The organism is Paenibacillus taichungensis (genome assembly GCF_050994985.1).
In the GTDB taxonomy this organism is placed as follows: Bacteria; Bacillota; Bacilli; order Paenibacillales; family Paenibacillaceae; genus Paenibacillus; species Paenibacillus taichungensis.
This window is the reverse complement of record NZ_CP194720.1, coordinates 1,782,474-1,807,925: the sequence shown is the minus strand read 5'-3', so window position 1 is coordinate 1,807,925 and position 25,452 is coordinate 1,782,474. Positions and strand designations below refer to the sequence as shown.

Sequence of the window (25,452 nt, the reverse complement as noted above, 5' to 3'; positions counted from 1 at the left end):
TATTACGTTATTGTTTTTCGGACCAAGCTTCAACATCCCACGTTTTGGTAACCCAACCTTCATAAAAATCAGGTTCATGGGATACGAGCAGTACGGTACCCTTGAATTCTTGCAAGGCACGTTTCAACTCTGCTTTAGCCGTTACATCCAAATGGTTTGTAGGCTCATCGAACAAAATCCAGTTACTTTCACGCATCAGAAGTTTACAGAGACGAACTTTGGCTTGTTCACCACCACTAAGCGCGTTAAGCGGGCGGGTGATATGCTCATTTTTCAATCCACAACGTGCGAGATGCCCCCGGACTTCATTCTGTGTCAGATGAGAAAATTCGTTCCACACATCTTCGATTGGAGTAATATTACCTGCACGTACTTCCTGTTCGAAATAGGCTGTTTCCAGATAATCACCCAAGAAAGTCTTACCGCTGATAGGTGGGATTTTCCCCAGAATAGTCTTGAGCAATGTGGATTTACCTACACCGTTACATCCAACAATGGCAATTTTCTCGCCACGCTCAATCGTCATCGTCATTTTAGGCAATAATGCATATGAATATCCAATTTCAAAATCAATACCCTCAAAGACGGTTTTACTACTCGCCCGGGCATCCTTGAATTTGAATGTGGGTTTAGCTGCTTCGTCTGGACGATCAATCCGTTCAATCTTGCCGAGCTGCTTCTCACGGCTCTTGGCACGACCGGAAGTAGAAGCGCGGGCTTTGTTCCGCTGAATGAAATCTTCCTGCTTCTTGATAAACTCCTGCTGTTTCTCATAAGCATCAATATGCTGCGCCTTATTCATGTCGGCCATTTCAAGGAATTTGTTATAGTTCGCTGCATAACGCGTCAACTTGGCAAATTCCAGATGATAAATAACATTAACGACCTCATTCATAAACTCCGTATCATGCGAAATCAGAATAAACGCATACGGGTAATCCTTCAGGTAACGCGTCAGCCATTCGATGTGTTCCACATCGAGATAGTTCGTCGGCTCATCTAGCAGAAGTGCAGTTGGTTTCTCCAGTAAGAGCTTGGCAAGCAATACCTTCGTACGTTGACCACCACTAAGCGCGGCCACGTCACGATCTAGACCGATGGCGGACAAGCCCAGTCCATTTGCCATCTCTTCCACTTTCACATCAATCAGATAAAAATCACCTTGCTCCAATTGCTCCTGAATGTCACCCATTTCTTCCAGCAACAATTCGAGCTTGTCCGGATCGGCGTCTGCCATCTGATCCGTGATGGACATCATTTCCTTTTCCAACTCAAGCAAGGGCAGGAACGCATCCTTAAGCACATCACGAATCGTTTTTCCAGGCGTGAGCTTGGTATGCTGATCCAGATATCCATAACGAACTTTGGGGGTCCATTCAACCTTCCCTTCGTCCTTTAACAATTTCCCGGTAAGGATGTTCATCAGTGTGGACTTGCCTACACCATTTGCACCAACAAGGCCAACACGCTCTCCAGCAAGTAAACGAAAAGATACATTTTTAAATAACGTGCGGTCTCCAAAATTGTGACTCACGTTCTCTACTGACAATAAACTCATAAGATGAGGTTGCTCCTATCTATTGGACATTACTATTGTTCCGAAACCCTATTTTAGCACAGGTGTCGCCTTTTCTGAAAGTAATGTAAACATCTCACGCAACCTCGCTTTTATATTACAAACAAACTGCCTTTAATTTATGGAACAGTTATACTCAAAATAACCTTGCGCTGCCGCTTGTTTAGCATTTGTAAACACTTCTTCGGCTCTATAGCCATTGTTACATGTGGAAGGATAATAGTATTTAATTCCACTCACTGGATCCACTCCGCCAACGATCGCTGTTTTCTTCACCAGTCTGCCACCACCAATGGCATAATTGTTAATCTTTTGGTTACCTACAGGTATTCCCTGAATAAAAGCCATAAGCCCCGTGTCATTAATCGAATTGTACCAATCTTCCTGAGAAATCAAAGGCATGGTAAAGGTATAGGAAACACCATTCCTTCTTGCAAACTCATTATGCCGGTTAATAACATCTGCCAAATCTTCCTGCACACTTGTCACGATACGACTTCGTCTGATCTGCTCAAACGTCTCGGCATTTTGAAGCAGAGGGATTTGTGTACTGGAGGCGAGTTCTTTCTGGAAACCTTCAACCCACATGCCCAAGCCTGCATCATAGGCATACACATACCCATCAAGTGTGAAGTTAATACTGTTACCATTTGAATCAGAATATGTATAGGGCTTTTTTGGACTCCAAACTTGCCGGATTGAATCTTCAAGATCACCAGTCATCTCATTTTCATTCGCCAAAATGTAGTAACCATCATAATCCAGCACGACCATTGCTGGAATGTAATTAAACATGGCCCGTATAGCAGCAGGATCATCCTGGATCCCCATATTTAGCGCCATTGTTTGGGTAAATGTAGTCAAGGCAAGCTCTTTATCCGCTTTTACAAATTTGGTCGAATCATACCCTGCTTCGTCATTTTGCTTCTCATTTTGATGCATCACGGCCCCTGCATCCAGTACAGCAGTCTGAAGTGCCATCTTATATCGATTGCTTAAATATTGAGCCTCCTGGGCATTGTCTGTATTGTGAGAAATAACCCAGAATATAGGTAAAAAGATAAGCACAAACACAATAGAAAGATCAGTAATCTTCATTGAGCACCATACCCCCATAAGTGGTAAACACAGCTGCAGCTTGCGCAGACCCGTTTAACCACTCACGAATCAGCATGGCAGGTGTGCGATTGGTGTTTTTGACGGTTACTGTGAAGAAATCCCCCATTGCCAGTGTATATCTGCGCCCAGGATCGTCTAAAGCCAGCACACCAGACGAAGGAAACAGCTTTGCTTTAATCTGGGCTGAATAATAGCCATCCTGCACGGTTTCATAAGTACCAGAAAATGTGCTCTGATCCATCGGATCTGAGTAATGAGGAACATATTTTTTGTGCAAATGTTCCATGGAAATCTCATAGGCATTCCCCGTTCGGGCCATCTGTTCTTCGAACTCTGCATACATGGCAGGGGAAATGTATCCCTTTGTTCTGACTGCATCAACAAAACGGGTAACCGTCTGAACAATGGTCATGCGTGCCATATCATCCTGTCGATCTGCAGTCTCTGCTGCCGGGTATACATAAAGCAAAATCGCTGCCAGCAAAACAGCAAGCAACTTGGATGCAGCATTAATCAAGGTGTACTGGCCTCCTTCCAAAATGCAATTTTCAGCAGTTCGCCAGTTTCACTTCTTATAAACTCAGGTCTATACGAAGCTGCAAGTTGCACAGGTATGGTTCCTCTTCTGTTTACAAGGGGATCAATGACATATGCAATCCCGTCCACCTGCACGCTGACCGTTGTCCCTGTCATTTGCCTGACAGTATGCAACACTTCTGCACCGCTATAACGGATTGGCTCGCTTATACGTAGCGTGGTATTCAGCCGTCCTTCCATGTCTGTTGTCGTCTGCAGCAAGTGATTCAAAGCGTCTGATAGAACCCGAACATTCTGCTGCCCGTACAGGCAGGCTGTCACAATTAGGACAACCGCCGTACAGAACAACATGAGCTGCTGTGTATTCTGGGACATGTTGAACCAACTCCTGTCAGGATTGCTGGAAAATAAGTCCTCTTACCACATTGGATTTGTCTTTTACGATAATTGCTTTGAATTTACCACTTGGATTGACATATTGATTGTCTTTTTCACTCATGGTCTGGTTGATAACACCCACTTTCTCGTCAGGTTTAATAACAGAACCATAATCTGCATTATTGAGATCCTGGGAGATGTTCAACTGATTACCGTACCATTGTCCTCCTTTATTTTTACCTGTAATAACTTGAATCCCGAACTGGTCTTTGTCCGCATATTTACGCAACGCGTTTGTAACTTGTGATCCGCTAATGGTAGTTCCGTCATACACCGTAAATGCAGCTTGGGACAGCTCGGTCTGGATATCTGCAAAATTGTTCTGTGCCGTTTTGGTCGCCTCCTGAGCCGAAATAAACAACAAAACTACAATTGTAATAAGGGCAATGGTCAGAAAGATGCCTGCTGCCACCTTTAAAGCGCTTGATGCATTGTTCATGATAAATCCTCCTATATCGTTTTTAATTTATTTCAGACTGTGACGTAATGGTCGTTACAGTTTCTGAATCTGTTCATAATACATGTTCATTTGCAGGAAACTCATACCTACCAGCGGAATGACCAGATAGAGGAAGATCAGGGCATACATTGGTGTAAACCCGATCATTCTTCCCCATGATGCTTTAACATCAATCATCTTGGTGTATTCCTGCTTCCTTTGTTCAAAATAAAATGCCATCATGCTTTCTAGATCATCAAATGCTTCTCGAATCGAAATTTTCCCAAGTGCAAGTTGCAGCTTATCAACCAGACGCTGAAATTCAGGCAGCCCTGCTTCTTCTTTCAATTGTTCAAGTGCATGCTCCGGGCCATGTTCAAAATGCAACAGACATTTTTGCAGTGGTCTTTTGAAAATAACAGCAAAGCGATTAAGCCATTCCAATATCTCCTCTACAGACATACGGTCCATCTCCCGCAAGATCGATATAACGGTCTGAAACTGATAGATCTCATGCCTCATGTCCATGCTTCTCATCTTGCGCTGGAACATCATGAGCCAGATCGGCATGTGATAACCCGCTATACCTATCATCATTGCAATAATTAACTCCCACCAGTGGAGATATTGCTTGTTGTAACCTTCCAGCTTCTGCAGGATGCGTGCAATAGTTTCAGTCTGTGCATCATGATCCAGTGGAACGGGATTCACGGACTGCAATGCGTTGGAGATCTCATCAAAAGTTGCTCCTCGCTTCATTTCGATGCGTTCGAGTACAGCTTGATCTAAGCTTGTCTTTTCTGTAGCCTGCTTCAACTCGGCCTCTCCCATCGCGCCAAACATCCGGTCATCTCTCACGGGATCATATAAGATATGATTTCGTTCAACCTGATGCAGCAACAAGACACAGCCAATGGTCAGGACAAAACAACTTGCAAATAACATCAGCCTTCGTATAGCCAGCCATTCATATTTCAGTTCCGAGCTACTTTCCCGCATCAGTCTTACGGTTTGACTATAATTGGTACTACCAGGTTTGGCCGCGAACAACATCGCCACCTTACGAATGAACGTCTGCTTGTATAGGAACTGATCCAATCTGGAGTGTTTGCGACCTGTCCGATAGCGGGTTTCATCATATTGCTGAAGTCTTTGCAAAAGCAGGTAGGCAAGTATGATAATGACGTAGATTGATATTTTGGTTACAAATCCGATTTTGCTGCGATAGAATTCATCCATAGTTGGAAAACTTCCTCTGGCCCAACGTTCAATTGGAGCTGTGAAAAGAACGGGAGCCAGAGCGATGAAATTCAACCCTTTTAACAAATAGTCCAATTTGTCCCGCCGCAAAATCTCCAAATGAATTTCCTGTGTCAGATTCCCCAGGCCTTTCAAGTAAATCGAACCCTGTGCTCTGTCTTTATCCCCGAACTCCATCACCATATATGAAATACCGGCGAAACCTTTAAGAAAGCGATTTGGCGCAATCTCGTAGTATCGTTCCAAAGCTTCGTTCGGATCTGGAGAAGTCAATGCTTCATAGATCAACAGCACTTGCTCGGCAGCCTCTCCTTTACCTGCTTCCGCCGCTTCATACAGTGCTTCCTCTACCATTCCATGCTGATGATACCGATGTCTCACGTCGGCAAACAGGTCCAGCATCTGTACCAACAGTCGTTTCTCCATACGATTCAGACACATATCCAGTACAAGGCTGTTTAGAACTACAGCACAGAGTACCGACAATATGACAAAGGCGATACCCGGTTGCATTAGGAAAAGGATTACACTGATACTCCCGTATCCTCCGAGGATCATTAAGACCACGCTCATCGTCATTCGTCTTAATGATGGTTCGTCGCCGACATGCCGGAATGAAATTCGTTTCTGTACTTGCAGAATATAGGAAGAGAGAAGCGGCACTTTCATGCCCCAGCTATAAGACTGTAACAGGAACGCTCCCCACCGCAGCGTACGATTTCCGTTTAGCTTAGCGATCCCGATAGATTTACCAGCATTGTCTCCTCCTCTGTGACGTAACAGGTTCAGTATAAGTAGCGTGATTATCAAACCACCTGCACATATCCCCAGCACCAAGAGAAGAACAAACTTAACGGTCATAGGTATCACCCCAATGTTGCTTGATGAACTGTTCGAACCGCGCAGCGTCCTGCAGTGTCATCTGATCCCGCATATCCGTAATGCTTCCTATGGAGATTGGAGCTGTAGCGACGTAATTGCCATCCCTGTACTCGATCACATTGCGAAACGTAAATCCCGCTCGTTCCTCCACGCTATCCCCTTTATTCGCACGTGGCAGACACTCCGTAATTCGTTCGATATATCTTCGTCCCTCTGCGTCCTTTTTCATATGTACATCGAAATTAATGACACTTACTACCTGCTCCTCGGCAATATGTCCATGTTGGAACATACCTGTTTTGAGCAGTGAATTACGGAGGGAGAAAACCAGATCACGAAACGTTTTGGCATGATGGGTGAACAAGGTAAACAGACTGGCAACCTGGGACATCTGAATCATCCATGCGGCTACTTCGTCACTTGCGACCTCACCAAGAATATTTACAGTACCATCGGTCTTTTTCTGTAAGTCCAGTCCCTGTTGACCTGAGATGTGTTCCGTTTCCCGGAAACTTAGTATGTTACGCCGACTGTATATACGCCGAAGCTGTAGCTCGAAAGCCATCTCCTGTACACGCAACGTATACGAAGCGTAAATATGCTTCACCATCGCCATAAGTAGAGTCGTCTTACCTGATCCCTGTGCTCCTGTTACAGCTGTGATTCGACTGCCTTTCATCAAATATTGCAGTAAGGTGATTGGCAGATCTGCGTTGTTACCAGTAATCAACTGTTCCAGTGAAGCATTGGGAATATCGAATTTCCGGACAAAGAATGCCCATGATTCGGCAAAGGGAGGACGTACAACAACGACACGTGATCCGTCCTTCATCTCGTTCACCTTGTATCCATTCGCCTCCGAAAGCTGTCCCGGATAGTTGTATTTATAAATATTTTGACATACCCTCTTCAGTTCACGTATATTGCCAAATGACAGGAAGGACAGATGAATGGACTTACCTTTATAGAAAATCCAGACACTTTCCATTCCACTAAGTGGTTCTTCTAGGGGAGCATCCTCAAGTCCATCCGTGAGCAGATCATTCCACGAAGCTGGCTGCCTTAGCCCCATATCCTGCAGGGCATCCAGCATGCCGCTCACACCACCACTAACGCCATCTATTCGTTGATCTCTTATTTCATCAACCACCGAGAAGCCTTTGTAATGTTGGTAGATCCGTTGAACGATGATATCTGTTTTTTCTCTGAATCCAAGCTCTCTATACTCACATTCAAACACATACCGGATGTCCTCCTCGGAGATATAGTAACTTCCTCCGTCGTCTGTACCCTCACTCAGCCTCAATCTGCCAAGATCATAAGTGTCAATCATGCGTGACAAGGCATCGACACCAAATTGCTGCCGGTATAGATAAAACACGATTTCGAATTGATCTTGGACCGTCAGTAACTCAGTGTTTCCGAAATAAATGACCTCATCGATATTTGACTTATTCAGACCTATACTGCGAGTAAGCAGATCACCTATCAGATTTTTGACATACGTTTTGTCACTGATGCTTCCTGATACACAACCTTTAAGCGCCTTGCGCATCTCGGCACGCTGATTGATTCTTCGCCGATACTCTTCTTCATGTAATCCGGCATCCGCAAGTTGACTATGACTAAGCTCATGAAGCGAGTTCTTTACTTTCTCTGTCAGCACTTCAATGGTGAAGGATTCACGCTCGGGAGCACGGTTATTTTTTTCACGATGAGAAGCTCTGTACTTGAACCAAACATACGCAAGGCATAACAGCAAAATTAAAATTAACCATAGGGTATTCCAGAGCATCAGAGGTCAGGCTCCCCTTTCCAGCCTCTTTAGTACGGTACGCATCCCTGCCCCGTCCATAACTAGGCGAGCAAGTTCAGCCATACTTGCGGCAAAGCTCCCTTTACGTATATCTTTATTGTTGCTTAGACCTTCCAATTGCAAATACGCGGCCGCATCACGACGATTGAAGGCATCCATAAATCCGGTGGTATACGGCAACACCGATATCGAGCCTTTGTATCGAAAACGCCGACGAATATTGGTAATGGTTGCACGTGAATGTGGGTCATACTTATTCAGTACGACATGCAGCTTCTGATCACCCAGGCTTTCGGGTCTGATTTTTTCAAAAAAATACTCCAGATCCCTCATATTTTGATTCAGGTTCACCACAACATAGTCCGCTTGTTCCAGCAGAACCTGATCATTAGTGCCTGCGCGATCTGCATCGAGAAGAACCAGATCATAATATTCATTAGCTACGTGCAGCAGCCTTTTTAAAGTCTCCACATGCTCTTCTGTTGAACGTTCCAACCTATTAATTCTGCCAGTCAACAAATCCAAACGGTCTTTGAGGAGCGGCTTGGTATAATCCCTTAAATTATGCTTGTTCAAACTTCCGCTGATATGCAGCCGTTCCACAGCATCCCATCCCCCCTCCTCGAATGTAAATACAGATCCTGTGTCCTCTATTTCTTTAGGTGGGAGGGCAGCTTCCGTACTGCTCCCAACTGGACCTGTATTTACAAGCAAAATTCTTGTCCTATATTGAAGGGCCATCGCATAGGCGCCGATTAACGCGCTTGAGGTGCTGCCTGTTCCTGCAAAAGGACTCCAAAACGTAATGGTGCTCATGCTCTCATCCTTTCTGCTTCTTTAATGGCCCGGCGACTCTGGACATTTTCCCATCCGGTCAACTGTTCCACTAACCTGCATAGCGATTTTTTATAGTTCCGTGACAATGGCCCCAGGCGAATACGGCGATGATGCTCGTTTTCCAGTTTCACTGCTGCAGTCAGTTCATCCCAAGGCAACATCAGCGATTCCCCTGTCCATACAAATGGACTACCTTCCAGATACGCCCACAAATATCGAGCTTCCAGTTTGCAATCAACGGCATTAATCAAAATGCGCTGAAATGGTAGTTCTGCTGGCAGGGACTGTTCTTCAAGCAAACGCTTGAGCCACCCTTTACCGCGTTCCAGATTGTAACGTTCATAGTCACTGACCCAGACACGAGTATCTGCCGTGAGCCATAGGTCACGTGATGCAAAGTGTGATGTTTCCATGTCGTAAAGGACGTAATCATAACTCTCTAATTTCTCGCCATTCGCTTCAAGATGACTCTCAACCGCTGTTGAAGTTACGAACTGACAAGCGATATCAAAACCTTCAAATTCTGTAATACGCAGAGATTGCTGACTTTCCCCAACGCCGTATCCATATTTCTGCTGTAATGTTCCATCAACAAGCAAGACACGTTTTCCGGACGACGCTAGTATTTTGCAAAGGTACAGCATCAGGTCATTCTTCTCACATAACCCAGCAAAGATCCATGTTTGCATAGCTATCGAATCCCCTTTTAAGTTCTTTTATGCATTGTTACATGTATAAAAAATTATTTCCTCTCCGTCTTACTCCCCACCCGTCAGTAAACTTTTCTGCTCATCCGTACTTGAAGTTGATGCTGAAGAATCATTGCTGGCATTTCCAGTCGCTCCACCGCTACCTGAACCGTCATTCCAGATGACCCCATCAGTAGATGAAGAATTATTCGCTCCAGGGCGACTATTGTATGAAACGGACGACTGCGCAACGTCCTGCTCCACACCTTGGGATGGCGCTGAGATGGATGCGGCGAGTGAGCTTTCTAAAGAACTCCGTACCTGCCGTGCCAACTCCACCTCAGCACGCCGCACAAGATTAGGATCACTCTCCAGCAGTTTTAACACTTCATTATTGGCAGGGTATGTCGGGATTGCTGGTGTCTGGAACTGTGGTTCTACATAGGTTAGGGCATAGATTGAAGCTTTATGTAAATAGGCATCTACAATTGCACTTGAAAGGGACAGGATCTCCTCCTCCGTCATCGTAATCCATAGCGTAGCTGCATTTAATCTTTCAACTTTCTTTTTAGACAGGAGAATGTAGTCTTGACCCGTTGGAAACTGAATACGAATATCAATGATATCTCCCTTAGCAAGTGAAGACGGTAATAACACAACCTGTAGTTCACGATTTCTTAAATCGGGCGGTGCCGGGGTATCTTCATACACCATTTCAGTTGTAATGGCTGTTCCCTTTTTTAATTCTATTTTCGCCACTTGACCATCCATCTGCTTGGAGCTAGACCACAGATTCCTTGGTGCCTGTGCATCCGGAACGGCTATCAGTTTGATATCCTCGGGCAATATCGGCTCTCCTGCTTCAACATCCCGTATAGTTACCCATCCCTGTGCCCCCGAGTTCCATTGTTGCATCAATTCAGCTTCTTTTTGTTCGTAGGCTGATGAGTAACGGGCCTCCACTTCAGCCCTCGTATCACTCATAGTTTTGACATTGTAAATGACATATGCCCCAAACAATAAACCGATTGCTCCTGCTCCCGTCAATCCAGCGTAAATCAGTTGACGGCTTTGTTTTCTTAATTTAGACAAAAGAGGCTCTCCTTTCGCAATCTCTCCTAATCATGTACTCTTTTTCTTGCAAAGAATGAACGTTTCTTGGGAAGCTGCCCCATCATATGAGTCAGAATATGAGCAAAAACCTTATCCATCTGCGGTTCCCGATCAAAGGGATCGATATGTAAAGGCAGACCGTAGACACTGGAAGTATCCAACGTCTTGCGCATGCGCTGAACGGCATCAGCTGCTGCCAGTGGTAGGCAGTAGATCCATTTGTCTCTCGGGTATCGGTTGTGTGAACGGACAAAAGATCCAATCTCCGCTTGTCTCCATTCGGCACCGGAACCTATAACAATGGGTAAGTCAGCTCTGAGAAACTCTTCAAGCCGGTTCTGATCCTGACTACTGCCCAGATCCATCACAATGAACTGATAGCTGCCTCCTAATAAAGACAGGATGTCTGCACGTCCCGATTGTTTCCAGTAATGTACACCATCCACTGCAAACTGTCTGCCTGCTGGCACGGGTTTACCTGCATGCGCCACTTGTTGAATCCGTGCAAACGATTGGGAACGTGGTGACATCTCGATTATGGCCACTTTGAAGTTCTGCCGCTCCAGATAGTGACTGATGGCTATGGCCGTATGCGTAACCCCAACACCAGATGATGCCCCCGTCAAAGCGATTACTCTTGTCCCTCCGCTTATCGTCACCGTCGTTTCTGTACCAACAGACGCTATTCCCGGTCTGCGCAGCAGCTCCTTACGAACTTCATCAGCCGATTGAAAGCGTTCATTTGGATTCAGTCGCAACAATCTTCTCGCAACAGGAATATAGGTACGCGGAACATCGCTGCGAATGGAACTCTCTACTCCCTGAATCCATTCCGTATAAGTCCCACAAGTCATGAGATATAGCAGCAATGCTCCAAGCCCATAAAGGTCAGAACGCGCATCCGTCTGTCCTGAACCATATTGTTCTGGTGCAGCGAAGCCGGCCGTTCCCAATTTAACCGTATCATCGACTCTTTGTGCTTTATAACTCCGCGCTATACCAAAATCAATCAGTCTGACTTCATGTTCTGGTGTAATCATAATGTTGGATGGTTTCAAATCCCGGTAGATGACAGGTGGGTCCAGACTGTGCAAATAACTTAATACATCCAGTAGCTGAAGCACAAACTCAGTCATATGTTCAAGCGGAATCTTCCCACGACATTGCTTGAAATAGTCACCAAGTGTCAATCCCTCAATGTACTCCATCACAAGATAGGTATACCCGTGCTCATCAGGAACAAAAAAATCTACGATTTGCGGCAATCTGGGATGCCTCAGAGATGTAAGAAGAGCAGCTTCTGACTCCATACTGCCTTCGTATGGCATCGCCGTCACGCTTTCTTTGATCGCCCAGGTTTTGCCTGGCAACTTCAAATCCTCTGCTTCATATACATGGCTCATGCCACCTGAACCTAGAATGGACACAATACGATACCTTCCTCCCAGCAGGCTTCCACGCTCGAGCCTGGCCGGATGTCTCATATAGACTCCTCCTTGTGTGCATAACAAAAAAGGGAAAGCTTCACCGAAGCGGAACAGACCGGATATCCGGACTCTTCACTTCGGGATGCTTTCCCTCAACTTGTTATGGTTAATATTGGTATCATTATAGTATAGGCAATAAGGTATTGTAAAGCATAAAATTTAACGCCTTTAATATCTTAATACTTAATCATATATAGCGTGATTTCTTCACGGTTGTGAAACAACTGTTTGGAACGTTGAATCTGCATCCGGGAGCGCTCAAATGTATCGATGACTTCTTTAATCAACGCAAGCGGCTTCTTATGCAGCAACTTCACTGTCACAACTGCTGTTCCCCCTGATTGAAGGCTGTATAATAGATCCGATATAAGACGGCTCATCAGCTTTGGACTCCAGCTCATATCACATACGAGCAGATCGAATTCTCCTTCGCGGAAACGTACATCACCGGCATTTTTTTTCAAAAAGGTCAATTTGGGCGATTCCAGCAGGGTCGCATCCATCTTGGCCGGATCAACAGCAGTAACTTCAAGCCCTCGCTCTAGCAGGAAAGAGGTCCATCCACCTGGTGCAGCACCGATGTCCAAGGCTTTGTGGAAAGAAGTAAAGTCGATGCCAAATGTCTGCTCCGCTTCAAGCAATTTGAATTTGGCCCGAGAGATTTGGCCCTCTTCCTTCTGAAAACGAACTGCTCCGCCACTCCAGTCCGACAGATTTTGATCCGGTCTTGATACACCGGCATATAACGTATCATCCGAAACAAAGACAGATATAACATGATCCGCATCACGGACAACCCACTCACAACCAAGGTCATCCAGCTTCTCGGTCAAGAGCTGTTTCAATGAAGCAGCGTTCTCCTGCCAGAAGGCACTTTCCGTTTTTCGAACTTGTAATGCAACTTTAGTGCCCGTTAACTCTGTATGGTTCAACACAAATGAAATCAATTTTTCCATAGCTTGCGCTGATTCTTCCGTATTTTCCTGAAATTGAACAGGTTGTATATGACGTAAAAACGTCGGGCTTTCTTCCAAAAGCTTAATCGCTACCTCTTCTTCCGCAATTGGAAGACCGGCAAGCAGAATCTCACCTGGTACGAGTACCGTGCTCTTTACTGCCCCAAACGTACGGCGCAATTCCTCCTGAGCATAGGGCGCAAAGCCATGATTGGCTGTGCAGATAAAACGGGAGAAGTCTCCTTCACCCCAAGATGACTGTGTACTCAAAATGTGTTACCCTCCAGAACGTACGCGAATCCAGGGACGTCCATCTTCCCACTGGATATCAACCGGAACATCGTACGTATGCTTAATTGTATCTTGTGTTAAAACTTCATGTTTGGGCCCTGCCGCAGCAATACGTCCATCGCGGATCAAGGCCACATGTGTGAACAAAGGTACGATCTCTTCAACGTGATGAGTTACATAAACGACAGTGATATTACGCTTACGCAAAAGATCGATTTCGGCCAACATTTTCTCACGTTCATACAGATCTAGTCCGGCACAAGGCTCGTCCATAATCAACAATTTAGGATCTGCCATCAATGAACGAGCCAGCATTACTTTTTTGCGCTCCCCTTGAGAAAGGGTGCCGAGCGGATGATTAGCCAGTTTTGCAAACCCCATTTCATCAAGCAGGTTCAATGCTTTGGCCTTCACGTCATCCGGAATCATTTGATAGAAACGCAAAAAAGCATAAGCTCCTGTTGCGACCACTTCCCACACCGGATCTCGTGGTGTCAGTTTCTCAATTAATGTCTGACTGATATAACCAATTTCTTTTCGAACTTCCCGCACGTCACATTGACCATACAGGTTGCCCAATACTTCAATGCGCCCCTGACTTGGAAACATATATCCATTCATCATTTCCAGCAGCGTTGTTTTACCTGAACCATTGCGCCCGAGAATCACCCAATGCTCGCCTTCTTTAACATGCAGATGGACGTCATCCAGAATCTGATTGTCTTCCCGTCTAAGAGAGACATGCTCCATCGAGATTACACTCATTTTAGCACCGCCTTTCGGATTTCCCCTAACAGATGCTCGACAGAGTTCATACGATAAACCATTCTGGGCACATCATGTTCTCCATCAAAAAGCATAACCGCAGGCACGCTCGAAATCTGAAACTGCTGTACAAGTTCCGGGATATCGTGAATATTCATCTCGGTCAAAATCCCTTCGGGCAGCAAATGTTCGGCGATCTCAAGCATTCGACGCGCTGCTGCGCAAGTTCCGCATAGCGGGGTATATATAAATACAGCCTGAGGCATGCCTTCCCACACACCACGCATTAACATTTTGGTCGTAATCGGCTTCATCAGCTTTCTTCTCCCGCAGCAACTCGCATCATAACCTCACCTGACATCGGACCATTATGGACGGTAACAGAGTCTGGTTTATTGCTGTACAACAATTCGTACATCTGACGTTTGCCATACATGCTGGACGTGTGCAAATAGATCTGACTTGGAAATAAACCTTCCCGGACGATCGAAGCAGCAACTTCACCGCCATTCGGCGAATCCGGACCCAATTCATAATCCAGGGATAGAATGTCCACGTCACCTTCTCTAAGCAGCATCAGGCACTCTTCTGCATTGGTAGCCAGAACAAACCCTTTCGGACATGCCCGGTAATCATCCAAAAAAACATGCATTACAATCGCTCCTCTCCCCATTTAAAGCCAGGAACGCATGAGCTCAATGTCTCCACGGTGTGTTCCATCTTCGCCTGATTCGGTCTCCAGCACAACTACCGCTTGCTGAAATTCAGGCGTACGTAACAGTTCCTGCATCGCTTTTTTTCCTATATAACCCTGTCCAATTCGTGCATGTCTGTCCTTGCATGAACCGGAAGGATATTTCGAATCATTAAAGTGAATAGCCGCAAGAGCATCCCAGTATCCCAGTAGTCTGCCTTTCTCCAGCATCGATGCCTCATTGCCTGACGTCCACATGCCTGAAGCAAAAGCATGACATGTGTCAAAACAAAAAGCAATATGTTCAGGATACCGGCTTAGCTTTCGAATCTGTATCAACTCTTCCATCGTCGTACCCATGGAACCATGATCTCCAGCCTGATTTTCAAGCAGAACCTTAGCCTCTCCATCCCAATCTGCTAAAGCGGTATCCAGACAGGATATGAGATTCTGATATCCTTCAAGTGGTTCATTGCTCTTGAGATGTCCAAAGTGAACTACAGTTCCTACTGAACCGCAGGCATCTGCAATATGCAGATCATTTTGTATCGAAGCGATGGTTGCATGAAAACCCGCCTCTCCTCGGGTTTTGCCCAAAGCCGGATTCGTGGGATATGGTGAATGGGCAATGGAAGATATCCCCTGCTTCTCACACCAGTCCCGACACTGTTCAGCATCTTTGAGGTCCAATTCTTTCAAGCCAAGGCTACGCGGGTTCTTCGGAAAATATTGAAATGCCGTAGCCCCCATCTCAGTTGCCCGCTTGGCTGCCTGTAGAAATCCACCTCTGGTGCTGACATGTGCCCCGATTCCGCTTTTAGGCCTCATGCTGGCAATCTGGACAGAAGAAAGCCTTCTTGCCCGTAATTTCCACGCGTGCTATCGTTCCCCCACAACGAGGGCAAGTTTCCCCTTCACGATCATACACTCGACACTGCTCGTCAAAACTTCCCGTCTTGGTATCTCCCTGCATCAACGGCATTTCCATATAACCGCCTTCCGAAGCAGCTTCCCGCAACACGGATTGCACAGAATGGTACAAACGTGTTGTGAGTTCAGGCGATGCAGCAATATTTTGCGTCTTGGAGCTTGGTCTCAGACCTGCTGCAAATGCAATCTCATCCGAATAACAATTTCCGATGCCTGCAATAATGTGTTGATTGACCAGTGTAGTTTTGAGTGTACCCCGACGTCCTTTCAATAGGGCAGCAAAACGTTCTGCATTCATGCGCCGATCAAGAGGTTCAGGTCCAAGATCAGACATAGCCTCTTCCGTCTCTTTGGAAGTAAGCAGATGCAGATATCCTAAACGGAGCCCAATAAAGAATAAAGTATATTCTCCAAATTGAATTTCCACTTGAGTGGAGCGATCAGGACGTTCAGCTTCCGTGCCCCAGAAAATCATTCCGCCCAGCATGAGATGTAGCACAAGCCGCTTACCATTAGCCAGATGAAAGATCAGATGTTTGGCCCGGCGCTCTACAAATATGATACGATTGCCTGTCAGTTCACGGGTGAACACATCAGGATCGGTATTAATCGACTTATCACGGTTAACCACCACACCTGTAATCGGCAAATCGAGTATTTTCTCGGACAGCAAGGTCCGGTAGTTTTCCATTTCCGGCAATTCCGGCATCGTACATCTACCCCTTCTTGGATGCTTGGCTTGTCGTCTGCGACAGCCACTCAATCAGTTTATGCAAATCTTCAAACACATGATCAGGACGAACCTTGGTCGCCTGGATGTGGCTATCCATATTGTCCCGTGTCGTTATTCCAGTCAGAACCAGTAGGGTCTCGCAGCCTGCAGCTGCTCCTGCGGCAATATCTGTACGCATATTGTCTCCGATTACAGCAACTTCATCAGACTTTAAGTTCAATCGGCTAATGGCAGACTTCATAATAATACTTGACGGTTTGCCAATGACAGTAGGATGAACTCCAGTTGCTGCTTCTATCGCTGCCCCAATCGTCCCCGCTCCGGGCGTAAGCCCATCATCAGAAGGTAGTTGCAAATCCGGATTGGTCATGACAGATTTAGAGCCGCCATTGATCCAACGAAGCGCTTTAGTCAATTTATGATAGGAAAATTCACGATCAATTCCTTGTATAACGTATTCAGGTTCATCATCCGTTAGTGTAAGCCCTGCAGCTTCTATCGCTTGCAACAGCCCTTCTTCTCCGATACAAGCCACTTTCGCACCTGGAGACTCTTGGGCCACGTATTCCGCAGCCGCCACCGCAGAAGTACATACCTGTGATGCATCGGCAGGGATACCCATCCCGTTCAGATGATCTGCCACACCTTGCGGTGTACGCGAAGAATTATTAGTCACAAACAAATAAGGCATGCCTTGTTCATTTAATGTCTGAATAAGCTTATCGGCTCCTTCAATACGATGTCTGCCATGATAGAGCGTACCGTCCAGGTCGATCAGATAGGCCTTAATCATATACAGCACTTCCTTTCTTTATTCCATTAACATTTCATGTCATTAACCATTTGCCTCGAACTTCAATGCCACTCTATGTATACAGTACAAAAAAAATGGCTAACTCGCATCTGCACGCAACACGTCGAACCGAATCGAACACGGACGTTTGGCCCCGCGCGTCTTCTGTACAAGCTTGTCATTTCCTGCGCTTTCCCGGAAAATAATTCGAATCATTTCCCTGCTCATATTGCCCATCCTACACGCTTTCCGGCCAGATTGCAAAAGGGACCTCGGGAGTAACTTCCCCTTAGTCCCGTGCAATTATCGGCTTGTTCTCCCGTCGTGTTTGGCTGTACTGTTTCGCGCATCCATCATTAGGATTCACTCTTACGGTGAACAACTGGAATAAGCTCGTGTTCAATCGCAAGTTTCGTATTCGGGAATATCGATTGCGCTTCCTCCAGTAGTGGCTGCAACTGATCCTCATCTTTGTAACGAGAGCTGAAATGGGTCATGATCAGCTGTCCTGCACCTGCCGCTCTCGCCGCCTCAGCCGCTTGCTTCGATGTACTATGATAATACTCATGAGCCGTATCAGCCAAATCATGCAGAAACGTTGCTTCGTGTACAAGAACATCCGCATTTAGTGCAAGTGGCTGTACATTGTCACATGGGCGCGTATCGCCCAAGATGGTAATCACCATCCCTCGCTTGGGTGCACCCAACACATCTTCTGGACGAAGGAAGTCCCCATTGTCGAGGGTAATCGTTTCTCCCCGCTTCAAGCGACCAAATAGCGGCCCAGGCTTCAATCCATACTCAGCCAGTTTTGCAGGGTCCAGACTGCCTGGACGATCCTTTTCGGTAATCCGATACCCATAACTGTCGATACGATGTTCCAGCAACGCAGATTCCACAATGAAGCTCTCATCTTCGAAAAGCACTCCGCCTGTATGTTCTACAATGCTTAAATCATAGTTTAGACGTGATTGGCTCAGCTCCATGGTTGTCATGATCATTCGTTCAGTTCCTGGCGGACCATACACCGTTAGCGGTGAAGTACCACCCTGATATGCTCTGCTGGAGAGCAGACCTGGAAGTCCAAATACATGATCTCCATGTAAATGGGTGATAAATATTTTCTCCAATTTGCTCAATTTAAGCGGAGAACTTAAAATCTGATGCTGGGTTCCTTCCCCGCAGTCAAACAACCACAATGCTCTGCGCTCATCCAACATGCGCAGCCCTATGGAAGTTACATTCCGCTGAAGCGTAGGTACACCAGCGTTAGTTCCCAGGAAATATAGTTCCATCTGGATCGCACCTCTTTCTGCTGCCAGCAAAAAGCCTCCGACAATGCGGAGGGCTTTGCCTGACCTTTTACTTTTAAGCCTTATCCACGTTAAAATACTTCGCTTGCGGATGGCTGAATACCATCGCCGATACGGATGCTTCAGGTTCCATCATGAAACCTTCAGTCAACTCCACACCAATATCCTCAGGCTGTAATAACTTGAACAGTGGCCCTTGGTCTTCCAAATCGGGACAAGCCGGATATCCGAATGATACCCTGATTCCCTGATAGCGTGCTCCATGACGCTGCTTCATGGTCATCTGTGCTGGATCTGGGAATCCCCAGATATCTCTCATCATATGATGAACTCGCTCAGCTAATCCCTCTGCTACTTCAAGCGCTACGGATTGCAGAGCATGTGAGCGAAGATAATCACCTTGTTCCTTCCAAGCTGTCGATAACTCCCGTACACCGTGCCCAGCCGTTACGACCATGAAACCAACGTAATCCATTTGTCCGGATTCCACTGGCTTCAAGAAATCGGACAGGCAGAGGTATGGTTCAACTTTTTGACGAGGGAACGTGAATGTATGCAAGATATTACTTGTATTCTCTGGGTCATAGATGATAACGCTGTTACCGCTGGACTGAGCCGGGAAGAAACGATACATCGCATGCGCCTGAATAATCCCGTCACGAACAGCTTCCTGCATAATCTCATCCACTACCGCTTTTAGGTCTGTGGCTTTCTGATCACCCGAAGCAAGCAACTGCTCTACTGAGCCACGCAAACCAAGATGGTGACCTAGCAACATCTGCATGTTCACATACGGTAATATGTGCGATAGCGGATAGTTCCGCATCACATGTCGCTCCAGATCCGGTGGAACGAGAACCGGGTTGTCTATTGCGATATCCGAACGCTCTACCCGTGTAAGCTCGGGAAGTGATGTAACGGTTTCTGCACCAGCTGCGTCCGCCTCTTTCTCAGCATCCATCTCCAACTGCATCACTTCGCGAGTACTTGGGTTCATGAGCTTGTTAGCCAAATCCAGACCGTCCATCGCATCTTTTGCATATACAACCATGCCGTTATATTCCGGGCGTATACGATTCTTGGTGAATTTGCGTGTCAATGCTGCTCCACCAACCATAATAGGTACATCAATTCCTGCTGTACGTAAGTCCTGAGCGGTAAGAATCATCTGTTGTGCCGATTTTACCAACAGACCGGATAGACCGATCGCATCGACCTTCTCTTCTCTGTATGCCTCGATAATTCGCTCTGGTGGTACTTTTATACCCAAATTAATGATCCGGTAACCGTTATTGGAAAGGATGATCTCCACCAGGTTTTTGCCGATGTCATGCACATCGCCTTTGACCGTCGCTAGAATAATCTTTCCTTTAACTGACGTCTCATTCTTCTCCATGAACTGTTCCAAATAAGCTACCGAAGCCTTCATAACTTCCGCGCTCTGAAGCACTTCTGCTACGATCAGCTCATTATTGTTAAACAGCCGTCCTACTTCTTCCATGCCCCGCATCAACGGGCCATTGATTACTTCAAGTGCTGTATATTTGGCGAGTGCCTGCTCCAGATCGGGCAGCAAACCTTCTTTGCTTCCTTCAACAACATACGATGCGAGACGTTCTTCCAACGACAGGTTCGAAATCTTTTCTTTTTTCTCAACCTTTTTGTTACGGAACGCCGCTACGAAAGCAGCCAGTGTTTCGTCATTTGTATTATATAACAGCTCTTCTGAGAGTCTTCGCTCTTCTTCCGGGATGGATGCATAACGCTCCAGCTTCTCGGTGTTAACGATGGCATAATCGAGACCTGCTTTGGTACACTCATATAAAAATACAGAGTTCAGCACTTCACGCCCAGCTTCAGGCAATCCAAATGAAATGTTACTGATCCCCAGTATTGTATGACATTCAGGCATCGCTTCTTTAATGACACGAATACCTTCGATTGTTTCTTTGGCCGAACCGATATACTGTTCATCGCCCGTCCCTACTGGAAACACCAGGGTATCAAAAATCAGGTCTTCGGCTTTTAACCCGTACTTGTTCACCAGCAAATCGTAAGACCGCTTGGCTACCTCCAGCTTGTCCTCACGACTAATGGCCTGACCGCGTTCATCAATCGTTCCGACAACGACAGCACCGCCGTATTTATGCAAGAGCGGAGTGACCAGCTCGAACTTTTCCTCGCCGTCCTCAAGGTTAATGGAGTTAATTATCGCTTTACCCTGAGAGTATTGCAGTGCAAGGTCGATGACGGCTGCATCTGTCGTATCGATCATAAGTGGCACCTTTACTTTTTTGACAACAAGTTCAAGGAATTTCTCCATGTCTTCGGCTTCTTCACGGTCCGGATCTTGAACACAAACGTCGACAACATGTGCCCCATTTTTCACCTGAGCCCGAGCAATTTCTGAAGCTTCTTCATATTTCCCTTCAACAATAAGACGCTTGAATTTCCGTGATCCAAGTACGTTCGTACGTTCCCCAACCATATAAGGGCGATTGTCCTGTTCAACGTAGACTGGATCTATTCCTGACAACGCTGGTGGATGTGTTCCGTTCATTTCTCTGGGAGGGTACTTGGCAAGTGTATCCCGCATTGCCCGAATATGTGCAGGTGTTGTTCCACAGCAGCCACCCGCGATGTTCAACCAGCCCTGTTCGGCAAAAGCACCGATCTTCTGAGCAAGCGAATCCGGCGATTCATGGTAATTACCGTTTTCATCCGGAAGACCTGCATTTGGATAACAACTTACCGCAACTGAAGCCATGCCGGAAAGAGAGCGAATATGGTCACGCATGAATTCCGGACCTGTAGCACAGTTTAGTCCCACTGAAATTGGGTTAAGGTGTTCTAAGGATATATAAAAAGACTCAATGTTCTGACCAGCGAGGGTTGTACCCATCGGTTCGATCGTTCCTGAGATCATCAGAGGAAGCTTGATACCACTTTGCTCGAATGCCTGTTGAATTCCAATGCTACCTGCTTTTACATTGAGCGTATCTTGTGAGGTTTCGAGCAGCAGCGCATCAACGCCTCCCTCAATTAAAGCAAGCGCTTGCTCAAAATAGCTGTCAATGAGCTCTTGAAAAGTAACTCCACCTGTTACTGACAGCGTTTTGGTTGTAGGTCCCATAGCACCTACCACATAACGTGGAGACTCCGGTGTCGAAAATCGATCCACGGCTGCTTTTGCAATTCTGGCTGCTTCGAGATTAATTTCACGTGCACGGTCCTGAATGTCATATTCAGCAAGTACAACTGATGTTGCACCAAACGTATTTGTTTCAATTAAGTCAGCACCGGCTTCCAGATATTCCTCATGAATACGCTGGATTAGCTCTGGACGTGTAAGTACAAGCATTTCATTACATCCATCCAGGTCTTCTCCGCCAAAATCTGCGCCTGTGAGATCAACTTGTTGAATCATGGTCCCCATTGCACCGTCGAGGATCAATATTCGTTGTTTTAATGCATCATGTAGGCTAAGCTTATCCAATATCGTCACCTCCGCAAAACGTTAAATCTTAGTTTAACAGAAACTAACTTAATGTGAAAGATCGGGTTTGATCAGTCCCCAGGCGGTTTTTATGAAGGTCGAAGGAATTTGTGAATCGACAAAAATAGCGGAATCCGATATAATAGCGATTAAACCAAGTGGAAAAGAGGGAAAGAACATGGCTGAAATTGTAATCCGAAATACGAACGAACGTATCACTGGAGACGAAAATGTTCGAAATTTCTTAAACAAATATGAAGTATTATTTGAAAAATGGGACGCTTCCAAATTAAACACGGATCTGCAAAACAACTTTGGACTCACCGATGAACAAAAAGAAGAAGTACTAAAAACATATGACTATGAAATCAGAGACTTGGCTGCGCGTCGCGGGTACCAAATCTGGGATGTCATTACGCTGTCTGAACAAACACCAGATATTGAAGAGAAGCTTGCCAAATTCGAAGAGATTCATACTCATGCTGAAGATGAAATCCGAGCTATTGTAGCCGGCAAAGGAATCTTTGTCATCAAAGCTACAGATGATGTAGGTTACTTTAATGTAGAATTGTCTCCTGGAGACGTTATCTCAGTACCTGAGAACACCCCACACTTCTTCACTTTGATGGAAAACAAACAAATCATTGCCGTACGTCTGTTTATTGAAAAAGATGGCTGGATCGCAGATCCTTACCCGGATCCAACGTTTATCAAACAAGCATAATAAGCAAATTCTATTATTTGCTCAACAAACCCCTGTTCAATTCGAACAGGGGTTTATGCATATTCAGATAGTATACAACATTAGATGTTCTATATAAAATAATGTGGATATTTTGCCTTCATCTTCTCTTGTTCAACAACAACTAGTCTGAGATGAGCTTCCATAACCTCAACAGCTCGCTCGGTTTCACGTTCCGTAATAAGTCGGTATATTTCTTTATGTTGTGAAATAATAACCTCTGCATCGGAATCTTCAGACAAACGTAATAAACGAAGCCGATTAAAGGGAATATTGAGCTGCTGTAGCATTTTCCAAGTTCTCATTTTTCCTGTGCCTTGAAACAATATTTGATGAAACTCTTCATCTAGTTCAAAAAGCCGATAGAAATTATTTTTCCCTATACATACTTCCTGCATGGCGATATTGGTTTCAAGTCTAAATCTGAACTCTTCGGGAAAAGAGGCACAAGCCAGAGTGACAATTTCCTTCTCCATCTTCTCTCTCATAAACCGGCCTTCTTCAACATGCTCCAGATTAATATGGGAGACAATGGTTCCACTCTGTGGAATGATATCCAGTAATTCTTCCTCGGCAAGCTTCATGAAAGCTTCACGTACTGGTGTTCTGCTTACTTGCAATTCATCCGCAATTTCCTTCTCGGAAATCTTGGTACCAGGCTCAAGTTCAAGGTGCAGAATTCGTTCCTTTATCAGATTGTATGAATAAGCCCGGGTCGAACCTCTAATCTTTTGATTAAGTGACATGCCTTAACCTCTTCCTCTCAGCCATATTCATCCATCTTAGCACAATTTGCCGTTCCACTAAAATTCCCTAAATGAAACGGCAATGGGCAAATTTCAGTTCAGAACTATTGTTGCTTGTTTTCTTTGTACTTCTTATATGTGTCATTGGAAAGCTGCATATACTGAGGCAAGCCTTGGCTCTCCAGCTCTTTTACAAATGCATCAAACTCAGAAAGTTTACGTTCTCCCAAAATGAATTTAAGCGTATTTTGATCAGAGAAATCTTTAAGCGGTGTGCTAAGCAGTGTCACCTGTTCACGATCGATATCCGAGTAAGGAATTGGAGGCTCTGCAGGAACCACTTCTTTGATATCTTTCATGTCTTGCTGGAATTTCAATTCTTCCTCACTAAACATGGAGTGCAACAAATCCGTCGTTCCTCCATAGGCAAACACACCACCGGAGAATCCATAATCGATGCGCAAGTCCTTTGTGCCTTTTGGATTCAATCCGTTATAGTTCACATCTTCGGCCAACTTACGAACGCCATCCTGTTTGGTGAAGGTTTCGCCTTCTACACCCCATTTGGCAAATTCTTGACCTTCATCACTATAGTATAACCAGTCAATAAATTGCATGGTTGCTTTGAAATTCTCGTTGTCTTTAATTTTCCCGGAAATCATGACACCGTTTTCAAGTCTGGAGCCGGACATCAATTGACCTTTAGGGCCACCAGGAACTGTAATTTTGGCGATGGAGAAATTTCCCTCTCCCAACGTTTTATTCATGTCATTACGATGAAGCACTACCGTTTGCGAGTTACCATTAATAATAAAGGATTTTCCAGAAACAAACTTTTGAATAGCCTGGTCATCGTCCTGAGTGAAGCTTTCTTTATCCAGCAGCCCCTCCGATACAAGCTTGTTAAAGTAAGTTAACATTTCCTTGTATTCCGGCGTAGTCGAAGTATATACAAATTCATCCTGATCTTCTTTATACGTTAAACCATTGCCAAATCCCCATCCAGCTTTCGTTCCAAAACTGGTAGCAGCAATATTCAATGTACTGTTAAATTGGAAACGATCTGAAAACGGAACGGAATCTGGATAGATTTCTTTTAGCTTTTTGGCTGCATCATACAATTCATCCCATGTCTTTGGAATGGCAATGTTATTTTTCTCAAAAATATCAGTTCTCACAATAAGGGTATAGTCCGGCCAAACCTCTTCATGTAAACCTGGGAGTACATAATATTTCCCATCCTCTTGTCGAAGACCCTCAAGTTCATCCTGAAGTCCCCATTTCTCAATCTTATCTTTGAAATTTGGCATCAAATCAACATAATCACTCACTGGCAAAATTGCACCAGAGGATACAAAAGCAGATTCTTCACCCGGATAGGTTTTCGGAATAACCAGTGGGGCATCTCCAGAGCTGATCAGAAGGGATCTTTTCTGGGAATAGTCACTCATCGGAACGATGGTAGGCTCCAGCGTGACTCCGGTTTTTTCCGTGATTTTTTGGAACAGGAGCCAATCCTTTTTATACGGGTATGCTGGCTGGTCACTGTACAGAATAGATAGATTAAATGGTTCAGCCGCTTTGAAGATCTCCCCTACACCATAGGACTCCATGGCTCCCTTGGATTCTGGTTCGACTTTGTCTCCACCAGCTCCGCTGCTACATGCTGCCAGAACGACACTCATCATTGTTGCCAATACCATCTTGCCTACCAGCTTACGTGGTCTCTGTTTCATTCAATTCTCCCCCTGCATGTGGTTTAGATTGGCCTTACAATCAAGATGTTGAACTATATTGGGC

At 45.4% G+C, this 25,452-nt stretch carries 24 protein-coding genes; 1 reads left to right on the top strand and 23 read right to left on the bottom strand.

Features of this window, described 5'->3' with window-relative positions:
- Positions 1-7: 7 nt before the first annotated feature.
- The 21 genes from ACR1R9_RS08405 to metH form a co-directional block, all read right to left on the bottom strand.
- Positions 8-1,558: an ABC-F family ATP-binding cassette domain-containing protein gene (locus ACR1R9_RS08405; RefSeq protein WP_076289118.1), complete on the bottom strand. Its 1,551-nt coding sequence runs from the start codon at positions 1,556-1,558 to the stop codon at positions 8-10.
- Positions 1,559-1,690: 132 nt separating this feature from the next.
- Complete coding sequence (locus ACR1R9_RS08400; protein WP_099856297.1) at positions 1,691-2,674, bottom strand: hypothetical protein; 984 nt, start codon at positions 2,672-2,674, stop codon at positions 1,691-1,693.
- Entirely contained in the window at positions 2,661-3,212 is a 552-nt protein-coding gene (locus ACR1R9_RS08395) for a hypothetical protein (protein ID WP_433923792.1), read from the bottom strand. Before ACR1R9_RS08395 ends, ACR1R9_RS08400 begins: the two co-directional genes overlap by 14 nt.
- Positions 3,209-3,607 carry a hypothetical protein gene (locus ACR1R9_RS08390; RefSeq protein WP_433921344.1) on the bottom strand — a complete coding sequence of 133 codons (399 nt, stop codon included), beginning with the start codon at positions 3,605-3,607 and terminating at the stop codon, positions 3,209-3,211. The genes ACR1R9_RS08395 and ACR1R9_RS08390 overlap by 4 nt, the downstream gene beginning before the upstream one ends.
- Positions 3,608-3,623: 16 nt before the next feature.
- Positions 3,624-4,109 (bottom strand): ABC transporter permease, encoded by a 486-nt coding sequence (locus ACR1R9_RS08385; RefSeq protein WP_076289114.1) that lies wholly within the window; start codon positions 4,107-4,109, stop codon positions 3,624-3,626.
- Positions 4,110-4,163: 54 nt separating this feature from the next.
- The gene (locus ACR1R9_RS08380) at positions 4,164-6,230 is read right to left on the bottom strand and encodes a hypothetical protein (protein ID WP_433948792.1); all 2,067 of its coding nucleotides are present in this window, start codon (positions 6,228-6,230) and stop codon (positions 4,164-4,166) included.
- Complete coding sequence (locus ACR1R9_RS08375; protein ID WP_433921347.1) at positions 6,220-8,046, bottom strand: ATPase, T2SS/T4P/T4SS family; 1,827 nt, start codon at positions 8,044-8,046, stop codon at positions 6,220-6,222. Before ACR1R9_RS08375 ends, ACR1R9_RS08380 begins: the two co-directional genes overlap by 11 nt.
- Positions 8,047-8,052: 6 nt before the next feature.
- Positions 8,053-8,883, bottom strand: coding sequence for a hypothetical protein (locus ACR1R9_RS08370; RefSeq protein ID WP_433921348.1), 831 nt, complete (start codon positions 8,881-8,883; stop codon positions 8,053-8,055).
- Positions 8,880-9,593 (bottom strand): hypothetical protein, encoded by a 714-nt coding sequence (locus ACR1R9_RS08365; RefSeq protein ID WP_163759926.1) that lies wholly within the window; start codon positions 9,591-9,593, stop codon positions 8,880-8,882. Before ACR1R9_RS08365 ends, ACR1R9_RS08370 begins: the two co-directional genes overlap by 4 nt.
- 69 nt (positions 9,594-9,662) lie before the next feature.
- Entirely contained in the window at positions 9,663-10,685 is a 1,023-nt protein-coding gene (locus ACR1R9_RS08360; protein WP_076289109.1) for an SAF domain-containing protein, read from the bottom strand.
- Between the two features lie 26 nt (positions 10,686-10,711).
- The gene (locus ACR1R9_RS08355; RefSeq protein WP_433921349.1) at positions 10,712-12,190 is read right to left on the bottom strand and encodes a serine/threonine protein kinase; all 1,479 of its coding nucleotides are present in this window, start codon (positions 12,188-12,190) and stop codon (positions 10,712-10,714) included.
- 179 nt (positions 12,191-12,369) lie between these two features.
- Positions 12,370-13,419 (bottom strand): SAM-dependent methyltransferase, encoded by a 1,050-nt coding sequence (locus tag ACR1R9_RS08350; protein WP_433921350.1) that lies wholly within the window; start codon positions 13,417-13,419, stop codon positions 12,370-12,372.
- Between the two features lie 6 nt (positions 13,420-13,425).
- Entirely contained in the window at positions 13,426-14,205 is a 780-nt protein-coding gene (locus ACR1R9_RS08345; protein WP_433921351.1) for an ABC transporter ATP-binding protein, read from the bottom strand.
- Entirely contained in the window at positions 14,202-14,519 is a 318-nt protein-coding gene (locus ACR1R9_RS08340; protein ID WP_053780884.1) for a thioredoxin family protein, read from the bottom strand. Before ACR1R9_RS08340 ends, ACR1R9_RS08345 begins: the two co-directional genes overlap by 4 nt.
- On the bottom strand, positions 14,519-14,857 hold the full coding sequence (locus ACR1R9_RS08335; RefSeq protein WP_076289105.1) for a cyclic-phosphate processing receiver domain-containing protein: 339 nt from the start codon (positions 14,855-14,857) through the stop codon (positions 14,519-14,521). Before ACR1R9_RS08335 ends, ACR1R9_RS08340 begins: the two co-directional genes overlap by 1 nt.
- Before the next feature lie 21 nt (positions 14,858-14,878).
- Positions 14,879-15,727, bottom strand: coding sequence for a deoxyribonuclease IV (locus tag ACR1R9_RS08330; RefSeq protein ID WP_433921352.1), 849 nt, complete (start codon positions 15,725-15,727; stop codon positions 14,879-14,881).
- Complete coding sequence (locus ACR1R9_RS08325) at positions 15,717-16,538, bottom strand: Fpg/Nei family DNA glycosylase (protein ID WP_099856315.1); 822 nt, start codon at positions 16,536-16,538, stop codon at positions 15,717-15,719. The genes ACR1R9_RS08330 and ACR1R9_RS08325 overlap by 11 nt, the downstream gene beginning before the upstream one ends.
- Before the next feature lie 7 nt (positions 16,539-16,545).
- The gene (locus ACR1R9_RS08320; protein ID WP_076289102.1) at positions 16,546-17,355 is read right to left on the bottom strand and encodes a TIGR01457 family HAD-type hydrolase; all 810 of its coding nucleotides are present in this window, start codon (positions 17,353-17,355) and stop codon (positions 16,546-16,548) included.
- Between the two features lie 99 nt (positions 17,356-17,454).
- Positions 17,455-17,583, bottom strand: coding sequence for a hypothetical protein (locus ACR1R9_RS08315; RefSeq protein WP_433921353.1), 129 nt, complete (start codon positions 17,581-17,583; stop codon positions 17,455-17,457).
- Between the two features lie 128 nt (positions 17,584-17,711).
- Entirely contained in the window at positions 17,712-18,650 is a 939-nt protein-coding gene (rnz, locus tag ACR1R9_RS08310) for a ribonuclease Z (protein ID WP_433921354.1), read from the bottom strand.
- Positions 18,651-18,723: 73 nt separating this feature from the next.
- A complete protein-coding gene (metH, locus tag ACR1R9_RS08305) occupies positions 18,724-22,164 on the bottom strand; it encodes a methionine synthase (protein ID WP_310853449.1) in 3,441 nt (1,146 codons plus the stop codon).
- Positions 22,165-22,342: 178 nt separating this feature from the next.
- Between metH and ACR1R9_RS08300 the strand changes: the two genes are divergently transcribed.
- Complete coding sequence (locus ACR1R9_RS08300; RefSeq protein WP_163760002.1) at positions 22,343-22,888, top strand: cupin domain-containing protein; 546 nt, start codon at positions 22,343-22,345, stop codon at positions 22,886-22,888.
- Between the two features lie 89 nt (positions 22,889-22,977).
- On the opposite strand, the gene ACR1R9_RS08295 is transcribed toward ACR1R9_RS08300, so the two are convergent.
- Both ACR1R9_RS08295 and ACR1R9_RS08290 read right to left on the bottom strand, forming a co-directional pair.
- Positions 22,978-23,652 (bottom strand): GntR family transcriptional regulator, encoded by a 675-nt coding sequence (locus tag ACR1R9_RS08295; RefSeq protein ID WP_076289099.1) that lies wholly within the window; start codon positions 23,650-23,652, stop codon positions 22,978-22,980.
- 104 nt (positions 23,653-23,756) lie between these two features.
- Positions 23,757-25,388 (bottom strand): ABC transporter substrate-binding protein, encoded by a 1,632-nt coding sequence (locus ACR1R9_RS08290; RefSeq protein WP_433921355.1) that lies wholly within the window; start codon positions 25,386-25,388, stop codon positions 23,757-23,759.
- Between the last annotated feature and the right edge of the window lie 64 nt (positions 25,389-25,452).